At 39.7% G+C, this 24,202-nt stretch carries 38 protein-coding genes; 2 read left to right on the forward strand and 36 right to left on the reverse strand.

Annotated elements, in window-relative coordinates:
* Positions 1-2: 2 nt before the first annotated feature.
* Positions 3-1,103, reverse strand: coding sequence for a glycosyltransferase family 2 protein (locus tag ACWIB3_RS11395; protein ID WP_185213324.1), 1,101 nt, complete (start codon positions 1,101-1,103; stop codon positions 3-5).
* Positions 1,104-1,119: 16 nt separating this feature from the next.
* Entirely contained in the window at positions 1,120-2,094 is a 975-nt protein-coding gene (locus tag ACWIB3_RS11400; RefSeq protein ID WP_313261658.1) for a lysylphosphatidylglycerol synthase domain-containing protein, read from the reverse strand.
* 86 nt (positions 2,095-2,180) lie between these two features.
* Here ACWIB3_RS11400 and ruvC point away from each other — a divergent pair, with 86 nt between their 5' ends.
* Positions 2,181-2,744: a crossover junction endodeoxyribonuclease RuvC gene (gene ruvC / locus ACWIB3_RS11405; RefSeq protein ID WP_185213322.1), complete on the forward strand. Its 564-nt coding sequence runs from the start codon at positions 2,181-2,183 to the stop codon at positions 2,742-2,744.
* Here the strand turns inward: ruvC and ACWIB3_RS11410 are convergent.
* Entirely contained in the window at positions 2,741-3,784 is a 1,044-nt protein-coding gene (locus ACWIB3_RS11410) for a hypothetical protein (protein ID WP_454291647.1), read from the reverse strand. The two genes, ruvC and ACWIB3_RS11410, sit on opposite strands and share 4 nt — an antisense overlap.
* Positions 3,785-4,162: 378 nt before the next feature.
* On the opposite strand from ACWIB3_RS11410, the gene ACWIB3_RS11415 reads away from it, so the two are divergent.
* Positions 4,163-4,633 (forward strand): Lrp/AsnC ligand binding domain-containing protein, encoded by a 471-nt coding sequence (locus ACWIB3_RS11415; RefSeq protein ID WP_185213320.1) that lies wholly within the window; start codon positions 4,163-4,165, stop codon positions 4,631-4,633.
* An 88-nt stretch (positions 4,634-4,721) separates the two neighbouring features.
* Here ACWIB3_RS11415 and ACWIB3_RS11420 read toward each other — a convergent pair whose 3' ends face one another.
* The 33 genes from ACWIB3_RS11420 to rplD form a co-directional block, all read right to left on the reverse strand.
* The gene (locus ACWIB3_RS11420; protein WP_454291648.1) at positions 4,722-5,786 is read right to left on the reverse strand and encodes a M20 family metallo-hydrolase; all 1,065 of its coding nucleotides are present in this window, start codon (positions 5,784-5,786) and stop codon (positions 4,722-4,724) included.
* Entirely contained in the window at positions 5,779-6,579 is an 801-nt protein-coding gene (proC, locus tag ACWIB3_RS11425; RefSeq protein WP_454291649.1) for a pyrroline-5-carboxylate reductase, read from the reverse strand. The genes ACWIB3_RS11420 and proC overlap by 8 nt, the downstream gene beginning before the upstream one ends.
* 11 nt (positions 6,580-6,590) lie before the next feature.
* Positions 6,591-7,379: an acetylglutamate kinase gene (gene argB / locus ACWIB3_RS11430; protein WP_185213317.1), complete on the reverse strand. Its 789-nt coding sequence runs from the start codon at positions 7,377-7,379 to the stop codon at positions 6,591-6,593.
* Between the two features lie 8 nt (positions 7,380-7,387).
* Positions 7,388-8,353 carry an acetylornithine carbamoyltransferase gene (locus ACWIB3_RS11435; protein ID WP_454291650.1) on the reverse strand — a complete coding sequence of 322 codons (966 nt, stop codon included), beginning with the start codon at positions 8,351-8,353 and terminating at the stop codon, positions 7,388-7,390.
* A gap of 18 nt (positions 8,354-8,371) precedes the next feature.
* Positions 8,372-9,505 (reverse strand): aspartate aminotransferase family protein, encoded by a 1,134-nt coding sequence (locus tag ACWIB3_RS11440; protein WP_454291651.1) that lies wholly within the window; start codon positions 9,503-9,505, stop codon positions 8,372-8,374.
* Between the two features lie 132 nt (positions 9,506-9,637).
* Positions 9,638-10,369: a 50S ribosomal protein L17 gene (gene rplQ, locus ACWIB3_RS11445; RefSeq protein WP_185213314.1), complete on the reverse strand. Its 732-nt coding sequence runs from the start codon at positions 10,367-10,369 to the stop codon at positions 9,638-9,640.
* A 97-nt stretch (positions 10,370-10,466) separates the two neighbouring features.
* Positions 10,467-11,459 (reverse strand): DNA-directed RNA polymerase subunit alpha, encoded by a 993-nt coding sequence (locus ACWIB3_RS11450; protein WP_185213313.1) that lies wholly within the window; start codon positions 11,457-11,459, stop codon positions 10,467-10,469.
* A gap of 77 nt (positions 11,460-11,536) precedes the next feature.
* Positions 11,537-12,145, reverse strand: coding sequence for a 30S ribosomal protein S4 (rpsD, locus tag ACWIB3_RS11455; protein ID WP_093100379.1), 609 nt, complete (start codon positions 12,143-12,145; stop codon positions 11,537-11,539).
* Between the two features lie 66 nt (positions 12,146-12,211).
* On the reverse strand, positions 12,212-12,601 hold the full coding sequence (gene rpsK, locus ACWIB3_RS11460; RefSeq protein ID WP_093100381.1) for a 30S ribosomal protein S11: 390 nt from the start codon (positions 12,599-12,601) through the stop codon (positions 12,212-12,214).
* Between the two features lie 10 nt (positions 12,602-12,611).
* On the reverse strand, positions 12,612-12,989 hold the full coding sequence (rpsM, locus tag ACWIB3_RS11465; protein WP_094257893.1) for a 30S ribosomal protein S13: 378 nt from the start codon (positions 12,987-12,989) through the stop codon (positions 12,612-12,614).
* 27 nt (positions 12,990-13,016) lie between these two features.
* Positions 13,017-13,133 carry a type B 50S ribosomal protein L36 gene (gene ykgO, locus ACWIB3_RS11470; protein WP_013665024.1) on the reverse strand — a complete coding sequence of 39 codons (117 nt, stop codon included), beginning with the start codon at positions 13,131-13,133 and terminating at the stop codon, positions 13,017-13,019.
* Positions 13,134-13,176: 43 nt separating this feature from the next.
* Complete coding sequence (infA, locus tag ACWIB3_RS11475; RefSeq protein WP_021071231.1) at positions 13,177-13,395, reverse strand: translation initiation factor IF-1; 219 nt, start codon at positions 13,393-13,395, stop codon at positions 13,177-13,179.
* 73 nt (positions 13,396-13,468) lie between these two features.
* Positions 13,469-14,251, reverse strand: a complete 783-nt coding sequence (gene map, locus ACWIB3_RS11480) for a type I methionyl aminopeptidase (protein ID WP_185213312.1) — start codon at positions 14,249-14,251, stop codon at positions 13,469-13,471.
* Between the two features lie 6 nt (positions 14,252-14,257).
* Positions 14,258-15,604 (reverse strand): preprotein translocase subunit SecY, encoded by a 1,347-nt coding sequence (gene secY / locus ACWIB3_RS11485; protein WP_093100387.1) that lies wholly within the window; start codon positions 15,602-15,604, stop codon positions 14,258-14,260.
* A gap of 6 nt (positions 15,605-15,610) precedes the next feature.
* Entirely contained in the window at positions 15,611-16,057 is a 447-nt protein-coding gene (gene rplO / locus ACWIB3_RS11490) for a 50S ribosomal protein L15 (RefSeq protein ID WP_185213311.1), read from the reverse strand.
* 107 nt (positions 16,058-16,164) lie between these two features.
* Positions 16,165-16,347: a 50S ribosomal protein L30 gene (gene rpmD, locus ACWIB3_RS11495; protein ID WP_454291652.1), complete on the reverse strand. Its 183-nt coding sequence runs from the start codon at positions 16,345-16,347 to the stop codon at positions 16,165-16,167.
* Positions 16,348-16,351: 4 nt separating this feature from the next.
* Complete coding sequence (rpsE, locus tag ACWIB3_RS11500; protein WP_093100392.1) at positions 16,352-16,870, reverse strand: 30S ribosomal protein S5; 519 nt, start codon at positions 16,868-16,870, stop codon at positions 16,352-16,354.
* A 12-nt stretch (positions 16,871-16,882) separates the two neighbouring features.
* On the reverse strand, positions 16,883-17,236 hold the full coding sequence (gene rplR / locus ACWIB3_RS11505; protein WP_093100394.1) for a 50S ribosomal protein L18: 354 nt from the start codon (positions 17,234-17,236) through the stop codon (positions 16,883-16,885).
* Positions 17,237-17,241: 5 nt separating this feature from the next.
* Complete coding sequence (gene rplF / locus ACWIB3_RS11510) at positions 17,242-17,796, reverse strand: 50S ribosomal protein L6 (protein ID WP_185213310.1); 555 nt, start codon at positions 17,794-17,796, stop codon at positions 17,242-17,244.
* 18 nt (positions 17,797-17,814) lie between these two features.
* Positions 17,815-18,213, reverse strand: coding sequence for a 30S ribosomal protein S8 (rpsH, locus tag ACWIB3_RS11515; RefSeq protein WP_093100397.1), 399 nt, complete (start codon positions 18,211-18,213; stop codon positions 17,815-17,817).
* 140 nt (positions 18,214-18,353) lie between these two features.
* Entirely contained in the window at positions 18,354-18,623 is a 270-nt protein-coding gene (rpsN, locus tag ACWIB3_RS11520) for a 30S ribosomal protein S14 (RefSeq protein ID WP_093100399.1), read from the reverse strand.
* Positions 18,616-19,185: a 50S ribosomal protein L5 gene (gene rplE, locus ACWIB3_RS11525; RefSeq protein WP_185213309.1), complete on the reverse strand. Its 570-nt coding sequence runs from the start codon at positions 19,183-19,185 to the stop codon at positions 18,616-18,618. The genes rpsN and rplE overlap by 8 nt, the downstream gene beginning before the upstream one ends.
* Positions 19,185-19,529 carry a 50S ribosomal protein L24 gene (gene rplX / locus ACWIB3_RS11530; protein WP_214648470.1) on the reverse strand — a complete coding sequence of 115 codons (345 nt, stop codon included), beginning with the start codon at positions 19,527-19,529 and terminating at the stop codon, positions 19,185-19,187. Before rplX ends, rplE begins: the two co-directional genes overlap by 1 nt.
* Positions 19,530-19,531: 2 nt before the next feature.
* Positions 19,532-19,900 carry a 50S ribosomal protein L14 gene (gene rplN, locus ACWIB3_RS11535; RefSeq protein ID WP_002997484.1) on the reverse strand — a complete coding sequence of 123 codons (369 nt, stop codon included), beginning with the start codon at positions 19,898-19,900 and terminating at the stop codon, positions 19,532-19,534.
* A complete protein-coding gene (gene rpsQ / locus ACWIB3_RS11540; protein WP_013665010.1) occupies positions 19,900-20,154 on the reverse strand; it encodes a 30S ribosomal protein S17 in 255 nt (84 codons plus the stop codon). Before rpsQ ends, rplN begins: the two co-directional genes overlap by 1 nt.
* A 13-nt stretch (positions 20,155-20,167) precedes the next feature.
* Entirely contained in the window at positions 20,168-20,386 is a 219-nt protein-coding gene (rpmC, locus tag ACWIB3_RS11545; protein ID WP_185213308.1) for a 50S ribosomal protein L29, read from the reverse strand.
* 91 nt (positions 20,387-20,477) lie between these two features.
* Positions 20,478-20,900: a 50S ribosomal protein L16 gene (gene rplP, locus ACWIB3_RS11550; protein WP_094257903.1), complete on the reverse strand. Its 423-nt coding sequence runs from the start codon at positions 20,898-20,900 to the stop codon at positions 20,478-20,480.
* A 51-nt stretch (positions 20,901-20,951) separates the two neighbouring features.
* Positions 20,952-21,734, reverse strand: coding sequence for a 30S ribosomal protein S3 (gene rpsC, locus ACWIB3_RS11555; protein ID WP_094257904.1), 783 nt, complete (start codon positions 21,732-21,734; stop codon positions 20,952-20,954).
* Positions 21,735-21,745: 11 nt separating this feature from the next.
* Positions 21,746-22,177 carry a 50S ribosomal protein L22 gene (rplV, locus tag ACWIB3_RS11560; RefSeq protein WP_093100409.1) on the reverse strand — a complete coding sequence of 144 codons (432 nt, stop codon included), beginning with the start codon at positions 22,175-22,177 and terminating at the stop codon, positions 21,746-21,748.
* A gap of 6 nt (positions 22,178-22,183) precedes the next feature.
* Positions 22,184-22,450: a 30S ribosomal protein S19 gene (gene rpsS, locus ACWIB3_RS11565; RefSeq protein ID WP_002997495.1), complete on the reverse strand. Its 267-nt coding sequence runs from the start codon at positions 22,448-22,450 to the stop codon at positions 22,184-22,186.
* Positions 22,450-23,274, reverse strand: coding sequence for a 50S ribosomal protein L2 (gene rplB, locus ACWIB3_RS11570; RefSeq protein WP_093100410.1), 825 nt, complete (start codon positions 23,272-23,274; stop codon positions 22,450-22,452). The genes rpsS and rplB overlap by 1 nt, the downstream gene beginning before the upstream one ends.
* Before the next feature lie 6 nt (positions 23,275-23,280).
* The gene (gene rplW / locus ACWIB3_RS11575) at positions 23,281-23,571 is read right to left on the reverse strand and encodes a 50S ribosomal protein L23 (RefSeq protein WP_093100412.1); all 291 of its coding nucleotides are present in this window, start codon (positions 23,569-23,571) and stop codon (positions 23,281-23,283) included.
* A gap of 1 nt (position 23,572) precedes the next feature.
* Positions 23,573-24,202 (reverse strand): 50S ribosomal protein L4, encoded by a 630-nt coding sequence (rplD, locus tag ACWIB3_RS11580; protein ID WP_093100413.1) that lies wholly within the window; start codon positions 24,200-24,202, stop codon positions 23,573-23,575.

Consider the following 24,202-nt stretch of genomic DNA (forward strand, 5'->3'; position numbering starts at 1 on the left):
AACTATTTGACGGTTCTGCCTTTCCAATCGTACTTACCTATATTTCCCACCACTCCGATATAGACAAAATAGAGCGAATGGACTACAGTTAGCAATGGTAGGTTCCAAAGCAGCTCCTTTCGGTTCACGAAGCTAAGGATGGGATAAAGAAAAGCCAGTTCCACCAACATCTTCATCATCAGGGAGGTTAATACCAGTTCACTAGCATCGTAAATACCAAACAACAGAAAGATCAAGCTCAGCAAAAAAGAAAGATTGAAGAGCCAGATACACACGCCCAATACAACTACCTTCTTGTCCTTATATTTGGTACTTTTTGAAGCCCAACGCTTTCTTTGGCTTAAGAATGATTTTAGGTTTTCTTTGGCATCGGTGTAAACTATTGCTTCTCTAGATTTACAGAAACCGATCCTGTCGGCATGTTTTTCCGCAACCTTATGCAGTAATAGCTCATCGTCGCCAGAAGCCAATTCATCAATACCATTAAATCCACCCATCTCAAAGAACAATGTCTTTCTATAAGCAAGGTTGGCACCATTACAGGTCGTTGGATTTCCGTTGCCTATTCCCGCTGCCCCTAAACCAATAAGGTAAAGGAATTCCAAGGTCTGCAAGCGTTCGAAATAAGATTGTTCCTGATCGTAACATACTGGAGAGGAAACCATCAGTTTATCTTGGCTTTCCATATATTGAACTATGCTCAATATCCATTTGGAGCCCATTCTACAGTCTGCATCGGTAGTAATGATTATATCACCAGAAGAAGCGTGAATAGCCTTGTTTATGGCAAACTTCTTATAAGAATTGAGTTTATTTCCTTCATTTAGGGTGATTAGCTTTACCCCACGGTCCGCATAACGGGTGACGATCTCTCCTGTCCTATCCGTAGAATGGTCATCAACCACGATCACTTCCAGTAAATCTTTAGGGTATTCCTGACTGACAATACAATCCAGCGTATTGCCAATGTTTGACTCTTCGTTCCGGGCAGCGATAATTACTGTCACTTTTGAAAGGGGCATAATGGATGTCAGGTGAAACATTGGCAGCTTCATCCAGCCATTGCGCATATAAAGGACCAATACCACATAGATAATGGTCATAATAAATAGGAAAAAACTAAGATTTATTATCACTGATATAATTCACGTTAAATACAAAAAACGACCCTATGATTGCCGGAAAAATGAGGTTAACAAACCAAACACATGAAACAATGGCCATCACTGCAATTTCTTGGGTCGTAATATACGCATACAAATTGCTGGCTACAAAACTACGAACACTAAAGTCAAAAATATCTAAGGAAGGAACGGCAGATTGAATAAAAAACATAATAAAGATCATTAATACCATTGAAACGAGCGGCAGCTCTGGTAATATGACCAACATCAAAATTATATATTGCGAAGTAAAAATGGCAAAGCGAAAAGCAGACAGCAGGAGCACATAGGCCAATTCTTTAACGGTAAAATCTTCCAGGACCGAGAAGAACGGCTTGATCTTCCGCAAAAACTTTACTTTCCCTACCAGATAATCCACCCAAGAGACATTGAAATACAAGATCAAAAAGGCCAATGCATAGATTGTGGCTATTAACCAAACCCCAAAATCCACTGAGGCAGGAGTTTCCAAAAAGGTCGTCACGAACCAAGCGATGCTCAAAGAACCAAAAACCGAAGTCAAAACCAATTGAGCAAATAATCCTACTCCCATGGCAACAGCGCCAGTAGCTCTGTTCTCGGGCTTCAACAACATAACCCGTCCACCGTATTCACCAATCCGATTAGGAGTGAATATTGCCCAGGTAAGTCCACAAAAAACTGATTTAATAGCCTTCCAAAGCCCTAACTTCTCTATCCTTTGACTTAGATATTGCCACTTTTTAACTTCAAGAAACCAATTGAAAAACATTAAGAGCACAACGACCAGCAATACCAATCGGATCGTAAGAGGGTCGATCTGATGGATAAGGTGTTCAAACTCCTTCAAGTTCTTTTGATTATTCACCTTGCTGACAACAAACCACATCGCCAACGCAACAATGGCTACTTTAATCAATAGATTGAGATATTTTCGCTGTGTCTTCGTCAATTTTGTCTAAGAAAGCACAATTTTAATAATTTTTTAATTAATAACCGTTTTTAGAAAGCAATGTTTAGAAAATCGTATTATTGCATATGCAAAAAGAACCGGCTAAAGAGAGGATTATTTTGGGAATTGACCCTGGAACGGTAGTTCTGGGTTATGGAATATTGAAGGAGGTGAATAAAAAAATATCCTTGATCACGCTTGGTGTCATAAAAATGGGGCATCTGGATGACCATGGCCTCAAGCTCCAACGCATCTTCAAAAAGACTAGCGCATTGATCGCAGAATACAAACCAGACTGTGTAGCTTTAGAGGCACCCTTTTACGGAAAGAACATCCAAGTCATGCTAAAGCTGGGTCGTGCCCAAGGAGTAGCGATGGCAGCTGCCCTGAACGCCGATATCCCAATCTTTGAGTATTCCCCCCGAAAAATAAAACAATCCGTTACAGGCAGCGGAAATGCGAGTAAGGAACAAGTGGCGGCCATGTTACAGACGCTACTTAGCTTCAAGGAAACTCCAGAGTTCCTGGATGCTACCGATGGCCTTGCTGTTGCGGTATGTCATGCCTTTCAACAAAATCAATCCACCGGTGGAAAAAACTATTCGGGTTGGGAAGCTTTCGTAAAGGATAACCAAAAACGAATCCGCTAAAGCTGGACCTGCCGTATGACATTCTTGACGTTGAGTTCAATAATATCGGTCATACTCTTGCATTTGAAGTAATTTTCATTCTCATAGAACCTTGCATAGCCTTCTTTCAGTTTCTCAATATTCTCTTTTGTTGAGAGTTGCTGTGTACTGGAGGCATCACGGAGGTCCTTGATACGATGCCTTTCGCTTCGAACCCGATGTACAATGGAAGATCTTTCTTCTTGCTGATACTGCAGGACCGTCTTCTCATTCAAATGGTCCATGGACAATTTGACATAAGGTAAGTTTTCCTTGAAGAATTGCGGAAGATACACCTTGATGTTCCCTTCATAGAATTGCTGGTCAAAATCAATCGCACGGATCCTAAATTGGAAATCATCAAAATCCGGAGTGATCTGCATCACGAAATTATAGGCCCGCATGTCCCCTAACATTGAGATCACACAACGTTCATTAAACTTGACAAATTCTTTCGCTATTCTCGTCTGGTTATAATCCGGAGCGCCCATCTTGGTCTTAGCAAATGTATCCCCAGGAATCCCCACAATATGTTCTTCCACCAAGGTATCGCGATCATAGAGATAATTGACTTGGTTTGGAGATACAATCTCTTCCAGCTCCAATCCATAGATCCTGGAGGCATCCGCTTGCTTGATATAGAAATAATCATAGACATCATTCAGTCTATTGACAATTTTGATTCGGAAGGGATGGGTATTACCAAAAGCACAGAATTCAATCTTTTCGATGACTTTATGCTGCACAATCCTGGTATTACCGGAAGCCTTCAATTGCGCATATACGATCTTGAGCTGGTCATATAGGGTATCTTGTATATGGGGCGGATATAAAGGGATTTCCCACAACGTATCATTGCCAAACTTGTCCAGGGAAGGAATCGTTTCTTGGAAATTCAAAAGATCGGAATAGGTCATGGGTAATTTACCATCCCGCTGATAAGCTTTTAGATATTTCAACAAACCCGTACCCACTGGAAAAATTGGCTTTTTCCTCGAAATCTTTACATCATCTTCTTTCATAACAAGCATTTGTGACTGAAACTAAAGTACGAAAAATAGTTGTTGTATACATCAATGAAAAAATGCTAAAAAAAATGACGTAATTTTATCATTCGAACATTAATATAACAATAATTGTTATTATTTTTGAAAAAATCAGAAAATTGAAAAATTTATTTGAAAGGCTTATAAATGGAAGAAGCTCCCCGGGCGAGGAGCTTCAACGCTAACCAATTATAAACCTATGTTATTTTGAGGGAAGTAATTACAAACTTTAGTGTTTTTTACCTCGTTTGTTATGACAAATTTAATTTTTTCAATAATTAAATAGAAATTTATTTTATTTTTTTAGATATTTTTAAAAACCTTATTACAAATTAACACACAAATACCATTTTTATGGAAAAAAACTATTCAAATTACGATTTAGACAACCTAGATGTTCAAATTTTATCCATTTTAATGGAAGATGCCTCAATTCCATATACAGAAATCGCTAAAAAACTAATAGTTTCTGGCGGAACCATCCATGTTCGCATGAAAAAAATGGAAGAATTGGGAATAATCAGAGGTTCTAACTTAATTATCAACCCTCAAAAGGTTGGATTTGACATTACTGCCTTCTTAGGAATCTATTTAGAGAAGGGTTCTCAGTATTCGGATGCTGTTGAACAGTTGAAACAAGTGAAAGAAGTGGTGGAATTACATTACTGTACTGGTCAATATAGTATGTTTGCAAAGATCATCTGTAAGGACACATCACATTTACGCAAAGTTTTGAATGAAGACATCCAAGGATTGAAAGGAATTCAACGTACAGAGACCATTATTTCCTTAGAAGAGAGCATCAAAAGACAAATCACCTTATAAGAACTGTATAAAAAGGAGATTTTTATCTTAGAACTACCATCTAGAGATAAAAAAAGCGGTCCAAGGCCCGCTTTTTTTATTGAATTTCTTATAATATCCCTTTCAGAAGGTCGATATAGTACCGGACCCCATCATTTATTTCTTGCAAATAAATAAATTCATCCGCAGTATGTGACCTCGCCGAATCTCCAGGTCCCGTTTTGATAGACGGAATATTCAATATGGCCTGATCACTCATCGTCGGACTGCCATATAATTCTTTCCCCAAAGATTTCCCGGATTGAACGATTGGATGTTCAATTGAAATCGAAGAAGGATTAAGGCGCGTAGAACGTGGCTCTACCGAAGACTTCACATGTTGTCTGATCATTTCCAAGACCTCCAGGTTACTGTACACATCGGTAGTCCTTACATCCACCACAAATTTACAGCTAGCCGGCACCACATTATGTTGTGACCCTGCTTCTATCATGGTGACACTCATCTTTACCGGCCCTAAAAACTCCGACTGTTTAGGAAATTGATAATTCTGGAACCAATTGATGTCTTCAATCGCATTATAAATCGCGTTTTCACCCTCTTCCCGTGCGGCATGACCAGATTTACCCGCCGCTTCACAGTCCAAAACCATCAATCCTTTTTCCGCCACTGCCAAATTCAACAGGGTGGGTTCACCAATAATGGCAAACTCACAAGGTTTGATGTGTTTATAGGCTTCTTCTAAGCCTCCTTTACCAGAAACCTCCTCTTCAGAGGAAGCTACCAAACAAAGGTTAAACGGCAAATCATCACGGTCATAAAAATAACGGAATGCTGCAATCAAGGAAACCAAACACCCACCGGCATCATTGCTCCCTAAGCCGTACAGCTTCCCATCCTCAACGATAGCCTTAAATGGATCTTTGCTATAGCCAGGGTTGGGTTTAACGGTATCATGATGCGAATTCAACAGGACATAAGGTTTTGAAGGATCTTCAAAACGGTTATAGGCGACCACATTGTTCCCTATCCTTTCAGTAGCTATGCCATGCTGCTGAAAATACTCCACAAGCAATTGAGCAGTCTGATCCTCTTCCCTACTGAATGACTGGGTTTCAATCAATCCTTTCAAGAGTGAGGTACTGTCTTCAATCAGTTGGGCAATATCAATCATTGTATAGGCCTCCAGCTTTTTTAGCAGACAATTTTATTCCTTTAATGAAAGCGGAACTGAAACCGTTGTGTTCCATTTCGTTCAATCCTGCAATGGTACAGCCTTTTGGAGAAGTCACCTTATCGATTTCACTTTCCGGATGGCTTTCCATCTGCAGCAACAGGTCGGCAGCACCTTTGGCCGTTTGAATGGCCATTTTTAAGGCGTCGTGAGCATGGAAACCGATCTCAACACCACCTTGTGAAGCTGCCCTGATACTTCTCAGGAAAAATGCGATTCCGCAAGCACATAGTGCCGTCGCGGAAGTCATTAAGTCCTCATTGATGACCACCACAGAACCTACCGACTCAAAGATCACCGAAACATCCTGGATTTTGTCCTCAGGAGCACTGTCAGTGGCAATACATGTCATGGACTGCCCTATCGCAATAGCCGTATTCGGCATTGCACGGATAACAACCTTATCTTGGCCCAATACATCCTTGATATCCTGGCAAGTTACGCCAGATACCACCGATATAATGGTTTGAGCGGGAGTCAGCACAGGAGCTAATTCATCCATCACCTTTCTGATCTGCTGGGGGAGAATGGCCAATACAATAAATTCAGACCCTTGAATCGCTTCAGGGTTTGAATCGCTCACCATAAAACCTTCTTCCTGTTCCACAGCCAAGGACGCCAGATTGCGCCTGGTGATGGTAATCTCATTAGCTTTGCAATATTTAGATTTCACCAGCCCTTTGGCCAATGACAACCCTATATTCCCGCCTCCAATAATTGTTATCTTATTCATTATATTTAAGTTTAGGCAATCAAGCAGGTTCCAAACTTCCGTTGCTGGAAGAGGTGCAAGTTATTGGCATGTCCGATATAGACATTACTAACACCCTTGGAAATCGCTTCAAATGCATTGTATAGTTTAGGGATCATTCCATCATGAATGGTCTTGCTATCTTTCAATCGTTCAAAATCAACCGAACGAATGGTCTCAATAACCGATTGCTCATCATTAACATCCAACAATACGCCATTTTTATCGAAACAATAGATCAATGAAACTTCATATAGTTTGGATAGCGCAACAGCCAAGGAAGATGCAATGGTATCGGCATTGGTATTCAATAATTGTCCATTACCGTTGTGGGTAATAGCTGAAAAGACAGGAATAAACTCCGCCTCCAATAGTTTTTTGATAGCCAATGAATCAATCGAATCAGCAAGGATATCACCTACAAAACCATAATCGATTTCCTTAACCGGTCTTTTTACCGCTTTGATCACATTTGCATCTGCTCCGCACAATCCTATGGCATTGCAATTGTATTTTTGCAGGGAAGCAACCAAGTTTTTATTGGTAAGGCCAGCGTAGACCATGGTCACGACATCAAGCATGGCAGCATCCGTAATACGTCTACCTTCCACCATCTTGGCTTCAATGCCCATATCTGATGCCATACGCGTGGCGATCTTTCCACCTCCATGCACCAGGATCTTTCGACCTGGCAATGCAGAAAATTTCTCTAAAAATTCCTCTAATTGTTCCGGGTTGTCAATGACATTCCCACCTATCTTGATAATATTTAATACCGACATCCTATATTTTAACCCTTCAAATCTTCCAACATTCTTTTCAATACTACCTGCGCAGCCCATACCCTATTGCTGGCTTCCTTGATCACCAATGAATTTGGACCATCCAATATCTCAGAAGATAGCTCCAAGTCCCTACGCACTGGCAAACAATGCATCACTTTTGCATCATTGGTCAATTTCAATTTCTCATTGTCCAAAAGCCAATTCCCATTGACCGGATAAACCTCTCCATACTCCTTAAATGAAGACCAGTTCTTCACATAAACAAAGTCTGCTCCTTCCAAGGCCTCATCCAGGTTCGTCGTGATATTGGCACCAGGAGTAAAGTCCTCGGAAAGTTCATAGCCTGCAGGATGAGCAATGGTAAAATCTACCAAACCTTCTTCCTGAGCACGGCACATCCATTCTGAAAAAGAATTGGGAACAGCTTGAGGTAATGCCTTCACATGCGGTGCCCAAGCCAATACAACCTTTGGTTTATCTGTTTTTTTATATTCCGTAATCGTGATCAAATCTGTCAAACTTTGCAATGGATGCCTCGTTGCACTTTCCAAGGAAACTACCGGAACTCCGCAATATTTGATAAATTTATTGAATAGGTCTTCCGAATAATCCGCTTCCTTATCTTTCAATGTAGGAAATGAACGCAGACCAAGAATATCACAATACTCTCCCATTACAGCCGCAGCTTCACGGATATGTTCCACTGTTGTTCCATTCATGATCACGCCATCGCGCGTTTCCAATGCCCAGCCATCCTTATCCATGTTCATCACCATGACGTTCATGCCAAGGTTCATCCCTGCCTTTTGCGTACTCAAGCGTGTTCTCAAACTTGGATTAAGAAATACCAAACCCAGCATTTTATGCTTCCCCAGGGTTTCATTGGAATAAGGGCTAGCCTTAATTTCTAAAGCCTCTGTAACGATGTCTTTCAGATTATCTACGTCTGCTACGGAAAAAAACTTCTTCATTTAATCTATTTTGATTTTTTATGCCTTTAATCTCTCTTCAAAAGCAGTTAAAAATTGATCAGCAATCTTATTGGTAATATTTAGTGCAGGCAACAGACGAATCACATTAGGTTTCGCCTCACCCGTAAAAATCTTGTTTTTTGACAACAAATCCTTCTTCACATGTGCCAATTCAGTTGGTAGTTCAATCCCAATCATTAAGCCTCTACCTCTCACTTCCAATACCTGATCAAACTTCTTAAGTTCTTCGATCAGATAACTGCCTACTTTTGCTGCATTTTCCATGAGGTTATCTTGCTTGATGATATCCAATACAGAAACAGCTGCTGCACATGCCAAATGATTACCACCGAAGGTCGTACCTAACATGCCATAAGAAGCCTTGAATTTTGGAGATATAGCAATCCCTCCGATTGGAAACCCATTGCCCATTCCTTTAGCCATCGAATAGATATCTGCATCTATTCCGGCATAGTCATGCGAGAAGAAGGTTCCAGTCCTTCCATATCCACATTGAACGGAATCCGCGATAAATACGGATCCATATTGGTCACACAGACTGCGGATCAGTTTCAAGAAAGGCACCGATGCTTCACGGATACCTCCTACCCCTTGAATTCCTTCAATGATTACGGCAGCTATTTCTTCGCCATTTTCCTTGAAGGCCTTTTCAAGTGCTTCTTCATCATTGAAAGGAAGGAATATTACATTATCAGTTTCATTTACAGGAGCAACGATAGCTGGATTATCTGTAGCAGCTACGGCTAAAGACGTACGTCCATGGAAGGATTTTGAAAAGGCGATTATCTTTTTTCGTCCGGTGTGAAATGATGCTAATTTCAAGGCATTTTCATTGGCCTCAGCACCAGAATTACAAAGAAACAAGGTATAGTCGGTCTTACCCGAAACTTCACCTAATTGTTTCGCTAATTGTTGTTGAATAGGGATCATGATTGAATTGGAATAGAATCCAATTTTATTCAACTGATCCGTGATACTTTTCACATAATGTGGATGGGTATGGCCAATAGAGATAACAGCATGACCTCCATATAGATCCAAATATTCAGTTCCTTGTTCATCCCAAACAGTAGAGCCTTGCGCTTTTACGATGTTGATAGGGTTAACAGGATAAACGTTAAATAGTTCCATGAAATGAAATAAATATGCTAAAGTTTAGTTTTTCAAATGTACAAATAATTAAATAGCTGAACTTACTATAAAAGCGTATAAAATAAAAAAGTCCTCTTGGATAAGAGGACTTTTCTATGATTCGTTTAAAGATTATTCATCAACTTTTTTTCCGCCGTCTAATTCGGCTTTAAGTTTTTCTAATTCTTCAAATTTTCCATCTGCAGCTAATTGTGCTTGTTCAGCCCAAGTAGTAGGATCTGCAGTGTTAAAGTTAGAACCAGCTTCAGTTAAGATTTCTTTAACTTTCTCAGCATCAGTTTTAGCTAATTCAGCGTAAGTTGCAATACCAGCAGCTGCTAATACCTCTGCAATCTTAGGACCGATACCTTCAACAATGGTTAAATCATCGCCAGCTTTAGTAGCTTTTGCCTCTTTTGATTCAGTTGTTGGAGTAGCTTTCTTTTTAGCAGAACCACGACGTCGAGTAGATTTTTTCTCAGTTTGAACAGTTTTACCGTAGATTTCGTTGTAATCAACTAATTCGATAAATGCCATTTCTGCGTTGTCACCCAAACGGTTCTCTAATTTAATGATACGAGTGTAACCTCCTGGACGTGATGCCACTTTTTCTGAAATCTCGCGGAACAAGATAGAAACTGCATCTTTGTCTTTCAAGTAAGCGAATACCGTACGACGTGAGTGTGTAGTGTCGTTTTTAGATTTTGTAATCAAAGGCTCCACATAAGTACGTAACGCTTTTGCTTTTGCTAAAGTCGTAGTAATACGTTTGTGTTTGATCAATGAAGTCGCCATGTTAGCTAACATCGCCTTACGGTGACTGTCAGTGCGGCCTAAGTGATTTACTTTTTTTCCGTGTCTCATTTTAGTTTTGATTTTGTGCGTACCGTTCTTTTTCTATAGACTGTAGTCCATATACTCCGGAGGAATTACGCAGCAGGTCGCTTATATTATTTAATTATTATTCTTCGTCCAATTTGTATTTAGACAGGTTCATACCAAATGATAAACCTTTTGATTTAACTAACTCTTGAATTTCGCTCAATGATTTTTTACCAAAGTTGCGGAATTTCAACATATCAGCTACATCATATGTAACCAATTCAGCTAAAGTGCGGATATCAGCAGCTTTCAAACAGTTCAATGCACGAACTGAAAGGTCTAAGTCTACTAATTCTGTTTTCAAGATCTTACGCATATGTAAGATTTCCTCGTCAACTACTTTAGTTTCTTCTTTAGTTTGTGACTCTAACAACATGTTTTCGTCAGAGAACAACATAAAGTGTTGGATCAAGATTTTAGCTGCTTCTTTCAAAGCATCTTCTGGATGAATAGAACCATCAGTAGAGATATCTAACAACAATTTCTCGTAGTCAGTCTTTTGCTCTACACGGTAGTTCTCAATGGTATATTTTACATTCTTAATTGGAGTGTAGATTGAGTCAATCGCAATTACTCCAACAGGACCATCAACCACTTTATTTTCCTCTGCATTAACGTATCCGCGGCCTTTTGCAACTGACAATTCAACTTCTACAGTTACTGAACTATCCATGTTACAGATGACCAAATCAGGATTCAATACAGTAAAATTATTGGAAAACTTCGTAATATCACCAGCTGTAAATTGATCTTGACCATTGATAACCACAAAGATCTTCTCGTTATCGCCTTGCTCACCTGATTTCTGGAAACGTACTTGTTTCAAGTTCAAGATGATCTCTGTAACGTCTTCTACTACGCCTTTAATCGTAGAGAATTCGTGCGACACGCCTGAAAATCTTACCGACGTAATTGCATATCCTTCTAAAGAGGACAATAAAATACGGCGTAAAGCATTACCAATAGTAACTCCAAAACCTGGCTCTAGTGGACGAAATTCAAAGGTACCATCAAAATCAGTTGATTTCTGCATGATAACTTTATCCGGTCTTTGAAATGCTAAAATTGCCATTTATGTTCTTTTAAGTTTATTTACTATTTATGAAAACAACAACATGCATCTATGACAATGCATGTTGTTATTAATTATTATTTAGAGTATAACTCTACAATTAAGTTCTCTTTAATGTTTTCTGGAATATCAGCTCTTTCAGGGAAATTAACGAATGTTCCTGTAAGTTTGTCTGCATCCCAATCCAACCAGCTGAATTTGTTGATTTTTCTTCCAGCTACTGAGTTTACGATTGCCTCTAATGATTGAGAACGCTCGCGAACTGCAATAACATCACCTGGACGGATACTGTATGATGGAATGTTAACTACTTGACCGTTAACAGTAATGTGCTTGTGCGAAACTAATTGACGAGCAGATGAACGTGTAGGAGCGATGCCTAAACGGTAAACGATGTTATCTAAACGTGCTTCTAATAATTTCAAGAAGTTCTCACCTGTAACACCTTGTTTTGCTGCTGCCTTAGCAAATAGGTTAGCGAATTGACGCTCTAATACACCGTAAGTGTATTTTGCTTTTTGCTTTTCTAACAACTGAATAGCGTATTCAGATTGTTTACCTCTTCTTTTTGATGGTCCGTGCTGACCTGGAGGATAATTCTTTTTTTCTAATGCCTTATCTGGGCCGAAAATTGGCTCTCTAAATTTACGAGCTATTTTGGACTTAGGTCCTGTATATCTTGCCATTTCTTATTCTGTTTGAAGTATCAATCAACCTATAGCTGACGAATCTTATCTTAAACAAATCTGTTATTAAACTCTTCTGCGTTTTGGAGGACGACAACCATTGTGAGGAAGTGGAGTAATATCCTTGATCGTGGTTACGTCGATACCAATACCTTGCAATGAACGGATAGCTGACTCACGTCCAGCGCCCGGACCTTTTACGAAAACTTCAACTTTACGCAATCCTAAATCATGTGCAACTTTACCACAGTCTGATGCAGCTTGTGATGCAGCGTATGGAGTGTTCTTTTTAGAACCTTTAAAGCCCATTTTACCAGCTGATGACCATGAAATTGTTTGACCTTGATTGTTAGTCAAAGTTACGATGATGTTGTTAAAAGTAGCGTTGATATGAGCTTGTCCTACAGGCTCGATAACTACGATACGTTTTTTAGTAACTTTTTTACTTTTAGCCATTTCTTACTTATTATTTAGTAGCTTTTTTCTTGTTTGCAACTGTCTTACGTTTACCTTTTCTGGTACGAGAGTTATTCTTAGTACGTTGTCCACGAACTGGAAGGTGTTTACGGTGGCGTAATCCACGGTAACAACCAATATCCATTAAACGTTTAATGTTCAACTGAACCTCTGAACGTAAAGCGCCTTCTACCTTAATCTCATCATTGATGATTGTACGGATAGCTGCTAATTGATCATCATTCCATTCTTGAACCTTTACATCTTGACTGATGCCTGCTTTCTCTAGGATATAAGCAGCAGTAGAACGACCAATACCGAAAATATAGGTAAGGCCAATGATGCCTCTTTTGTTTTTAGGTAAATCTATACCTGAGATCCTTGCCATATAATATTTTAAGCGATTATGTTAAAATTAACCCTGACGTTGTTTGAACTTAGGGTTCTTTTTATTGATTACAAATACTTTTCCTTTACGACGGATAATCTTACAATCCGCACTACGTTTTTTTATTGATGCTCTAACTTTCATTACAGTAAATTTTTAAAAGCTATTTTATTGAAGAAACTTACGTTTACTTATAGCGGTATGTAATTCTTCCTTTTGTTAAGTCGTATGGTGACATCTCTAACTTCACTTTGTCACCTGGTAATATTTTAATATAATGCATGCGCATTTTCCCAGAGATATGTGCAATGATTTCATGCCCATTCTCTAATTCTACGCGAAACATCGCGTTAGAAAGCGCTTCTTTGATTATGCCGTCTTGCTCAATCGAGGCTTGTTTAGCCATATAATCTATTATTTTAAATGATGATATACCCGCAAACAGGAGTGCAAAGATAAATAAAATAATTGAATACCAACTACTTTTTATTTAAAACTTTCTCTATCGCGTCAAAATTCAAAAGCACGTCCGGACTACCTTTTCTGATCGCCACCATCTGTTCAAAGTGTGCAGAAAGCTTTCCATCAACTGTACTCACTGTCCAACCATCATCCCAGAACTTGACCCCCGCCTTACCGGCATTGATCATCGGTTCGATACAGATTACCAATCCTTCTTCCAACTTCGGACCTGAACCACGTTTCCCGTAATTCGGAACCTCAGGTTTTTCGTGCAAATGAAAACCAACTCCATGACCTACCAATTCACGAACAATCCCATAGCGATATGGTGTTACATATTCCTGAACGGCAGCTGAAATATCGCCGACACGTTTCCCTGCGATTGCTTGATCGATCCCCGCTTGCAACGAACCTTTTGTTACTTCTAACAATTGTTTCGCCTCCTCAGAAATCTCTCCTACAGCAAAAGTATAAGCAGAATCACTGATAAAACCATTCAAATTCACCCCTCCGTCAACCGTTACGATATCCCCATCTTTCAGAACATAGTCACTCGGAAATCCGTGCACGACCTGGTCGTTCACAGAAATACACAATGAATAAGGAAAGCCTTGATAGTTCAAGAAAGCTGGTGTCCCTTTATGATCTTTAATAAAATCAAAGGCAAACTTATCTAGGGATAAGGTCGTGATGCCCGGTTTTACTAATCCTGCAATTTCAGCAAGTAACTGCGAGAGTACATTTGCTGACTCTCGCACTTGCTCAATTTCATCTGCTGTTTTATAATATACTTTAGACATTCAAAATTATAATGCGGATTGATCATAGCCTTCAACTGTAGTCGCAGTGCTTCTACCTTTGACGCGGCCTGTTTTCATCAACCCATCATAATGACGCATTAACAAATGACTCTCAATTTGCTGAATCGTATCCAGTACAACACCTACTAAGATCAATAGGGATGTACCACCATAGAAATGCGCAAATTGATTGTTTACTCCAAATAATGTTGCAATTGCCGGCAAGATCGCAATGATCGCCACAAATACAGCACCAGGGAAGGTAATATGTGATATTACGTTGTCGATAAACAAGTTGGTCTCATAACCTGGCTTAATGCCCGGAATAAAACCACCGTTCTTCTTCATGTCCTCAGACATCTGCTGTGGGTTCACCATAATCGCTGTATAGAAGAAGGTAAATGCAATGATCAACAAGGCAAATACCACATTATACGTTACGGATGTATAGTTACTCAACGAGTTCAGGAAATCTGACTGGACGTTCGGGAAGAACTGGGTCAACGACATCGGTAAAAACATAATCGCCTGAGCGAAAATGATTGGCATTACACCCGCCGCATTTACCTTTAAAGGAATGTATTGACGCACACCACCAATCTGTTTGTTACCAACGATTTTCTTCGCGTATTGTACAGGGATCTTACGAACACCTTGTACAACCAAGATCGTGAAGATCACGACGAAAAACAGAGCGACAAACTCCAATAACAATGGAATAGGACCACCACCACTCGGGCTCATTCTGGATGCCCACTCTGCAGTAATACCTGCAGGAAGCTGAGCAATAATACCAGCCATAATGATTAATGAAATACCATTACCAATTCCTTTATCGGTAATCTTTTCACCTAGCCACATCACAAACAATGTACCCGCTGTCAAAACAACTGCTGATAGAATGGAGAACATTGGATCCGCAATAGTCTTAGCTTCTGGTCCGATTTGAGTCTTCACATAGGCTACGGCTTGAACCAACGTAATCGCTACGGTAAGGTAACGAGTGATGTTGTTCATTTTCTTACGGCCAGATTCACCTTCTTTCTGCATCTTTTGAAAAGCAGGAACAGCAATCCCCAATAGCTGAACTACGATAGATGCCGAGATATAAGGCATAACACCAAGAGCAAAGATCGCCGCACGGGAGAAGGATCCCCCAGCAAACATATTGATCAAGTTCATGATGTCATTACCACCTTCTCTGTTTACTACCAACGCTTCTGGATTGACACCTGGTAAAACCACGTGACAACCAACGCGGTATATTAAAAGAAATAGTAACGTATTAAGAATACGGTTACGTAATTCTTCTATCTTCCATATATTGGTTAAGGTTGTGATTAGTTTCTTCATGTATTATTACAATTTAACGATAGAACCACCTGCTGCTTCGATAGCTTTTTGTGCTGAAGCTGAAAATGCATGGGCCTTTACTTCTACTTTTGCGCTGAACTCGCCACGACCTAAGATTTTAATCAAGTCATTTTTTGAAACTAATCCGTGCTCTTTCAAAGTATCGAAATCTACAGTGGTTAAGCTGTATTTCTCAACGATAGCTTGTAAAACATCTAAGTTAACACCTACATATTCTACACGGTTGATGTTCTTAAAACCAAATTTAGGTACACGACGTTGAAGAGGCATTTGACCACCTTCGAAACCGATCTTCGTAGAGTTACCTGAACGGGAACCTGCTCCTTTGTGACCACGTGTTGATGTACCACCACGGCCAGATCCTTGTCCACGACCAATACGTTTTTTAGTTTTAATTGAACCAGCTGCTGGTTTTAGATTACTTAAGTTCATTTTTAATCAAATTGTGCTACGCCTTCGCTCTCACTAAACAGGCCTTAGCATTCCATAAATTTATTAACAAAGAATGGAAAGGAAGTGAGTATCCTTTCCATCTATTCTTATAAAATGGACTCTACAGCCACTAGGTGGTTCACTTTACGAACCATACCAATGATTGCTGCTGTAGCTTCAACTTCTACCGAATGGTTGATCTTTTTCAAACCTAATGCTTCGATAGTTTTCTTTTGGCGCTCGCTTCTGTCGATAACGCTCTTTATCTGGGTGATTTTAATTTTTGCCATGATATTAACCGTTAAATACTTTGTTTAAATCGACACCACGTGTTTGCGCTACTGTATATGCGTCACGCATATTAGCTAATGCATCGATCGTTGCTTTTACCACGTTGTGTGGGTTTGAAGAACCTAATGATTTTGCTAATACGTCTGTAATGCCTGCAGACTCCAATACCGCACGCATAGCACCACCTGCCAATACTCCGGTACCACTTACAGCTGGTTTGATCAAAACTGAACCACCTGAATATTTACCGTATTGCTCGTGAGGTACTGTACCTTTGATAATAGGAACCTTTACTAAGTTTTTCTTTGCATCATCGATACCTTTAGTGATAGCTTCAGTAACCTCTTTAGCTTTTCCTAATCCGTATCCTACGATACCGTTCTCATCTCCAACTACAACAATAGCTGAGAAACTGAAGGTACGACCACCTTTGGTCACCTTGGCTACGCGCTGGATGCTTACTAAGCGATCTTTTAATTCGATTTCGCTTGATTTTACTCTTTTAATATTGCTTAATGCCATTTTCTTCTTTAATTAAAAGTCTAAACCGCCTTCGCGAGCACCTTCAGCCAATGATTTGATACGGCCATGGTATAAGTACCCATTACGGTCAAAAACTACTTTGCTAATTCCTGCTGCAACCGCTTTCTCAGCAACTAATTTACCTACTTCTTTCGATTGATCTACTTTGTTTCCTGATCCAGCAAACTCTTTTGACAAAGTGGATGCTGAAGCAATTGTTTTACCAGTTGTATCGTCGATGATCTGTGCGTAGATGCCTTTGTTACTTCTAAAAACCGTCAAACGAGGACGTTCAGTTGATCCAGCCAGGTGTTTTCTAATTCCTTTTTTGATTCGCTCTCTGCGAGTTGATTTAATTCCTGCCATGGTTATTATTTTTTAGCTGATTTACCTGCTTTTCTTCTCAATACTTCACCTGCAAACTTGATACCTTTACCTTTGTATGGCTCTGGCTTACGGAAGCTACGGATTTTCGCCGCTACTTGACCGATCAATTGTTTGTCGATAGATTCCAAAGTGATAGTTGGGTTCTTACCCTTATCAGCAGTTGTTGTTACTTTAATTTCCTGTGGCAATACGAATACAATCTGGTGAGAGAAACCTAAAGTTAACTCTAGCGTATTACCTGTGTTTGCTGCACGGTAACCAACACCAACTAGTTCTTGGGTAGTTTTGTATCCCTCGGTTACACCTACAACCATATTGCTCAATAGGGCGCGGTATAATCCATGTAATGCTTTGTGCTTCTTTTGTTCTGTTGAACGTGACACTACGATATTACCATCTTCTTCTTTAACGGTAATGTCGCGGTCTACTTGTTGTGTTAATTCACCTTTAGGGCCTTTAACAGTTACCAGATTCTTATCTGATACTGTAACCGTTACACCAGAAGGTATAGCGATAGGCGCTTTTCCAATTCTTGACATTCTGTGCTTTTTCCTAGATTAATAAATGTAACATAAAACCTCTCCACCAACGTTTTGTACGGCAGCTTCTTTGTCTGACATTACTCCTTTCGAAGTAGACAAAATCGCAATTCCTAAACCGTTTAATACACGAGGGATGCTGTCAACACTTGCATACTTTCTTAAACCAGGTTTACTCACACGTGTCAATGTGCGAATAGCCGGTACTTTGCTAATTGGATGGTATTTCAAGGCAATCTTGATGGAACCTTGAGGACCTTCTTCAATAAATTTGTAGTTAGCAATGTAACCTTTGTCGAAAAGAACTTTTGTGATTTCTTTTTTAAGGTTCGATGCAGGAATTTCAACAACCCTGTGGTTGGCCTTGATGGCATTCCTTACTCGGGTAAGGTAATCCGCTATTGGATCTGTATTCATTATGTATAAAATTGTGATAATGGTTTCCATGACTAACCGAAGCCACAGACCTTTTATCGGTTAAAATATTGCAATGCAAAAAAAACCCGATAAACCACAGTTCGTGGTTTATCCGGGCAAAAGTAATTATATTTTTTTGATTACCAAGAAGCTTTTTTCACTCCCGGGATTTTTCCGTCTAAGGCCATCTCACGGAATGTTACACGGGAGATACCGAATTGACGCATATATCCTTTTGGACGTCCAGTTAATTTACAACGGTTGTGCAATCTTACTGGTGACGCATTCTTTGGTAATTTATCTAAAGCTGCATAATCACCTGCTGCTTTTAAAGCCGCACGTTTCTCTGCAAATTTTGCTACTAATTTCTGACGCTTTACTTCGCGTGCTTTTAATCCTTCTTTAGCCATTGTTATTCGTGTTTTGGTTTTTGAATGGTAAACCGAATTGTTTCAATAATTCTAAAGCTTCGATATCGTTCTTAGCTGAAGTTACGAAAGTGATATCCATACCTTGGATCTTGTTGATCTTGTCAATGTTGATCTCAGGGAAGATGATCTGCTCAGTAATACCCAAATTGTAGTTACCATGTCCATCAAATCCTTTATCGTTGATTCCACGGAAGTCACGGATACGTGGTAAAGAAACCGCGATTAAACGATCTAAGAATTCGTACATATTGTTGTCACGTAAAGTTACGCGAGCACCAATTGGCATACCTTTACGCAATTTGAAGTTCGAGATATCTTTCTTGGATTTCGTAGGAACTGCTTGCTGACCAGTGATCGTCGTCAATTCTGTGATAGAGTTGTCGATCAATTTCTTGTCTGCTGTAGCGGCACCAATACCTTGTGATACTACGATTTTCTCCAGTTTAGGAACTTGCATAACGCTCTTATACTGGAATTTTTCCTTAAGCGCTGTACGGATATCTTCCGCATATTTCGCTTTTAATCTTGGTACGTAAGTCATTATTTAATTTCCTCCCCTGATTTTTTTGCGTAACGAACTATTTTACCATCTGCATTAACTTTACGTCCAACACGGGTAGGATTACCTGTCTTAGGATCGATTAAAGCTAAGTTAGAGATGTTGATTGCAGCTTCTTTCTCGATGATACCACCGTTCGGGTTAGCTGCGCTAGGTTTAGTGTGTTTCTTAACAATGTTAGCGCCTTCAACAACCGCTCTGTTAGTTTCAATAATAACCTGTAATACTTTACCTTGAACACCTTTAGAGTTACCAGCGATAACTTTCACTAAATCTCCACTTTTGATCTTGATCTTGTGAGTAGTTTTGTTTGTTTTCTTTGCCATAATTATAAAACCTCCGGTGCTAATGATACAATTTTCATGAACTGTTTCTCACGCAATTCTCTGGCAACTGGGCCGAAGATACGTGTTCCGCGTGGTTCATCGTTATTATTTAACAATACTGCAGCGTTGTCATCGAAGCGAATGTAAGAACCATCTTTACGACGGATCTCTTTTTTCGTACGTACTACAACTGCTTTTGAAACTGATCCTTTTTTCACGTTTCCTGAAGGTAGTGCGCTCTTAACGGTAACAACAATTTTATCACCGATAGATGCATAACGCTTGCGCGTACCGCCTAACACACGGATTACTAAAACTTCTTTAGCTCCGCTGTTGTCAGCTACATTTAGTCTTGATTCCTGTTGTACCATTATTTAGCCCTTTCTAAAATTTCTACTAATCTCCAGTTCTTAGTTTTACTCAGCGGACGTGTCTCCATAATTAATACCGTATCGCCGATACCGCAGGTATTTTGTTCGTCATGAGCTTTAAATTTAGTAGTTTTCTTAACGAATTTACCGTAAATAGGGTGCTTTACTTTACGTTCAACAGCCACTACGATAGATTTGTCCATCTTGTTGCTAACTACTAAGCCGATTCTTGTTTTTCTTAAATTTCTTTCCATTTCGACTTTAATTTTATGCCTCAGCGGCTGTTTCAGATTTTGCTGCATTAGTACGCTTTGAAATCTCGGTAGAGATACGAGCGATAGTTTTGCGAGCTGCTTTGATCACGTTTGGATTCTCAATAGCAGAAACAGCATGTGCAAATTTCAATTTGTTCAAGGCAGCTTTCTCTTCAGCAAGACGAGCTGTTAAATCCTCAGTTGATAATTCTACGATTTCTGAATTTTTCATTTTTCAATTTGTTGTGCCGGGTTATCTCGAGTGTTAAGCGGCCTTACTGGTAACGGCAGTAAGGCTGAACTCTTGACATTACCGACGATTATTATGCTTCAACGTAATCTCTACGTATCACAAATTTCGTTTGAACCGGTAATTTTTGTGCAGCTAAGCGTAATGCTTCTTTAGCGATTTCCAATGGAACGCCTTCTGCCTCAAATAACATACGGCCTGGGCGCACTACGGCTACCCAATATTCTGGAGCACCCTTACCTTTACCCATACGTACCTCTGCAGGTTTCTTGGTAACAGGTTTGTCAGGGAAAATGCGGATCCAAACTTGTCCTTCACGCTTCATATAACGTGTTACCGCAATACGAGCTGCCTCAATCTGACGGCTTGTGATCCATGCTGGTTCCATTGATTTGATACCGAAAGATCCGAAAGCTAATTCCGCTCCACGAGTGGCATTACCTTTCATGCGGCCTTTCTGCATCTTTCTGAACTTCGTTCTTTTTGGCTGTAACATGTTCGTATTTTTTTAAATCTGTTGAACAGATAATCTAAATCTTGTTATTAATTAATCTCTTTTACCTCCACGGTTGTTGTCACGGCGTCCGCCACGGTTTCCACCGCGACCTCCACGGTTGTCACGACGGTTGTTGTTATCACCACCTTCGTTGCCACCACGTGATTTTACGCCTGATGCTTGACCAATGTTTGGAGATAAATCTCTCTTACCGTAAACTTCACCTTTACAGATCCAAACTTTTACGCCAATCTTACCGTAAGTTGTCAATGCTTCTGCTAATGCATAATCGATATCTGCACGCAATGTGTGTAGAGGAGTTCTTCCTTCTTTGTACTGCTCGGTACGTGCCATCTCAGCACCACCTAAACGACCTGAACACATTACCTTGATACCTTCTGCTCCCATACGCATTGTAGATGCAATCGCAGTCTTCATTGCACGACGGAATGAAATACGTGCCTCTAATTGCTTAGCAATGCCTTCTGCAACTAGTTTTGCGTCTAATTCTGGGCGTTTGATCTCAAAAATGTTGATCTGAACATCTTTCTTAGTTAATTTCTTTAACTCTTCTTTGATCTTATCAACTTCTTGACCACCTTTACCAATTACGATTCCTGGACGTGCAGTATGGATCGTTACAGTGATACGTTTCAACGTTCTCTCAATAACAACTTTTGCTACACCGCCTTTTGCGATACGTACAGAAAGATATTTTCTTATTTTTTCGTCCTCAACCAACTTATCAGAATAGTTGTTGCCTCCGAACCAATTAGAATCCCATCCTTTGATGATTCCTAATCTGCTACCTATTGGATTTGCTTTTTGTCCCATTCTTAATATAATTAGTTGTTAACGTTATTAATACTGTCTACTACCAAAGTTACATGGTTTGAACGCTTGCGAATTCTATAGCCACGACCTTGTGGTGCTGGACGTAATCTCTTCAATTGACGACCGCCACCTACAGATACTTCCTTAACAAACAATCCACCGTCTTCTACTGAAGAACCTTCGTTGTGAGCTTCCCAGTTCTTGATCGCTGATAATAATAATTTCTCAACGCGGATTGAAGCTTCTTTTCCTGAATGTTTAAGGATGTAAAGAGCGTTCTCTACTTTCTGTCCACGGATAAGATCCACTACTAGACGCATCTTACGAGGTGAAGTAGGGCAATTCAATAACTTGGCAGTAGAAGCTCCTCCTACTTGAGCTTTTGCCTGCTCCTTGCGCTGCTTAATTAAAACAGACTTTTTGAGTTTTTTTGTTGCTTCCATTACCTATTATTTTTTCTTTTCTGCGTGGCCTCTGAAAGTACGCGTAGGCGCAAATTCACCAAGCTTGTGACCAACCATATTTTCTGTTACATAAACCGGAATGAATTTATTCCCGTTGTGCACTGCGAAGGTATGACCAACAAAATCAGGTGAAATCATTGATCTACGAGACCAAGTTTTGATTACTGATTTCTTGTTTGTTTCATTCATAGAAAGAACTTTTCTTTCTAAGTTGTGATCGATATAAGGACCTTTTTTAATTGAACGAGCCATTATTTTTTCCTTCTCTCAATGATGTAACGATTCGATGTTTTCTTCTTGTAGCGTGTTTTGTAGCCTTTAGCTAATACACCTGTGCGTGAGCGTGGGTGACCTCCTGATGAACGTCCTTCACCACCACCCATAGGGTGATCAACCGGGTTCATCGCAACACCACGAACTCTAGGACGACGACCTAACCAACGTTTACGACCTGCTTTACCCAATACTTGGTTTGCTTTCTCTGCGTTCGATACCGAACCGATCGTAGCAACACATGTCAATAAAATCATACGAGTCTCGCCTGAAGGCAATTTGATAATAGCATACTTACCATCACGTGCAGACAATTGTGCATATGTACCTGCTGAACGTGCAATGGAACCACCTTGTCCTGGATTCAACTCAATGTTGTGGATGATCGAACCCAATGGGATGTTTGCCAATGGCATAGTATTACCTACTTCTGGGGCTACTGATTCGCCTGCAATCACTGTCTGACCTACTGTTAATCCAGCTGGTGCAATGATGTAACGTTTCTCTCCATCTGCGTAGTGCAATAAAGCAATACGTGCAGTACGATTTGGATCGTACTCAATGGTAGCAACTTTTGCAGGGATATCTTTTTTATCGCGTTTGAAATCTATTAATCGGTATGATTTTTTGTGTCCCCCACCGATGTAACGCATAGTCATTTTACCGGAGTTATTACGACCACCTGATTTCTTGATGCTAACTACTAATGATTTCTCAGGTACGTTAGTTGTAACGTCTGAATAATCAGCACCTACTCTGAAGCGAGTACCAGGGGTAACCGGTTTGAATCTTTTAACTGCCATTTCTTATTATAGTGTACTGTAAAAGTCAATAGTTTCACCATCTTTAACTGTAATGATGGCCTTTTTATATTTAGGGCTTCTTCCGGATACAAATCCTGCTTTCGTGTAACGGCTTTTTGCCTTACCCGCAACAACTGCTGTGTTTACTGCTAATACAGTAACACCAAACATTTGCTCTACTGCAGCTTTGATTTGAATCTTGTTTGCTCTATGATCTACTTTGAAAGCGTAACGGTTTAATTTTTCCGTTAACAATGAAGCTTTCTCAGTTAAAATAGGTTTTTTGATAATCTCCATATTATTTAGCGAATGCTTCCTCCAAAGTTTTAACAGAATCAGCAGTTAACAATAATTTCGTAGCGTTCAATACATCATATGTATTCAAATCTGATGCTACGATAACTTTTGCTTTCTTCAAGTTTCTGCTTGATAAATAAACATTGTTATTGTATGCTGGCAATACCAATAAGGTTTTCTCGTCAGCAAGGTTTAACGCATTAACTAAAGCAACGTAGTTCTTAGTTTTGATCGAATCGAAGTTAACTTCATCCAATACCACAACATTGTTCTCTTGTGCTTTGTAAGATAATGCAGATTTACGTGCTAATTGCTTTAATTTTTTGTTCAATTTGAAGCTATAGTCACGAGGTTGAGGACCGAATACACGACCACCACCGTTAAACAATGGAGATTTGATAGAACCCGCACGAGCACCACCTGTTCCTTTTTGTTTGTGTAATTTACGAGTTGAACCCGCGATCTCATTACGTTGTTTTGATTTGTGTGTACCTTGGCGTTGGTTCGCTAAGTATTGTTTCACATCTAAATAGATCGCATGGTCGCTTGGCTTTACACCGAATACTGACTCAGGAAGTTGCACCTTGGCACCTGTTTCTTTTCCTGATAAATTTAATACTTTAACTTCCAT

The organism is Sphingobacterium sp. NPDC055431, from assembly GCF_053644255.1.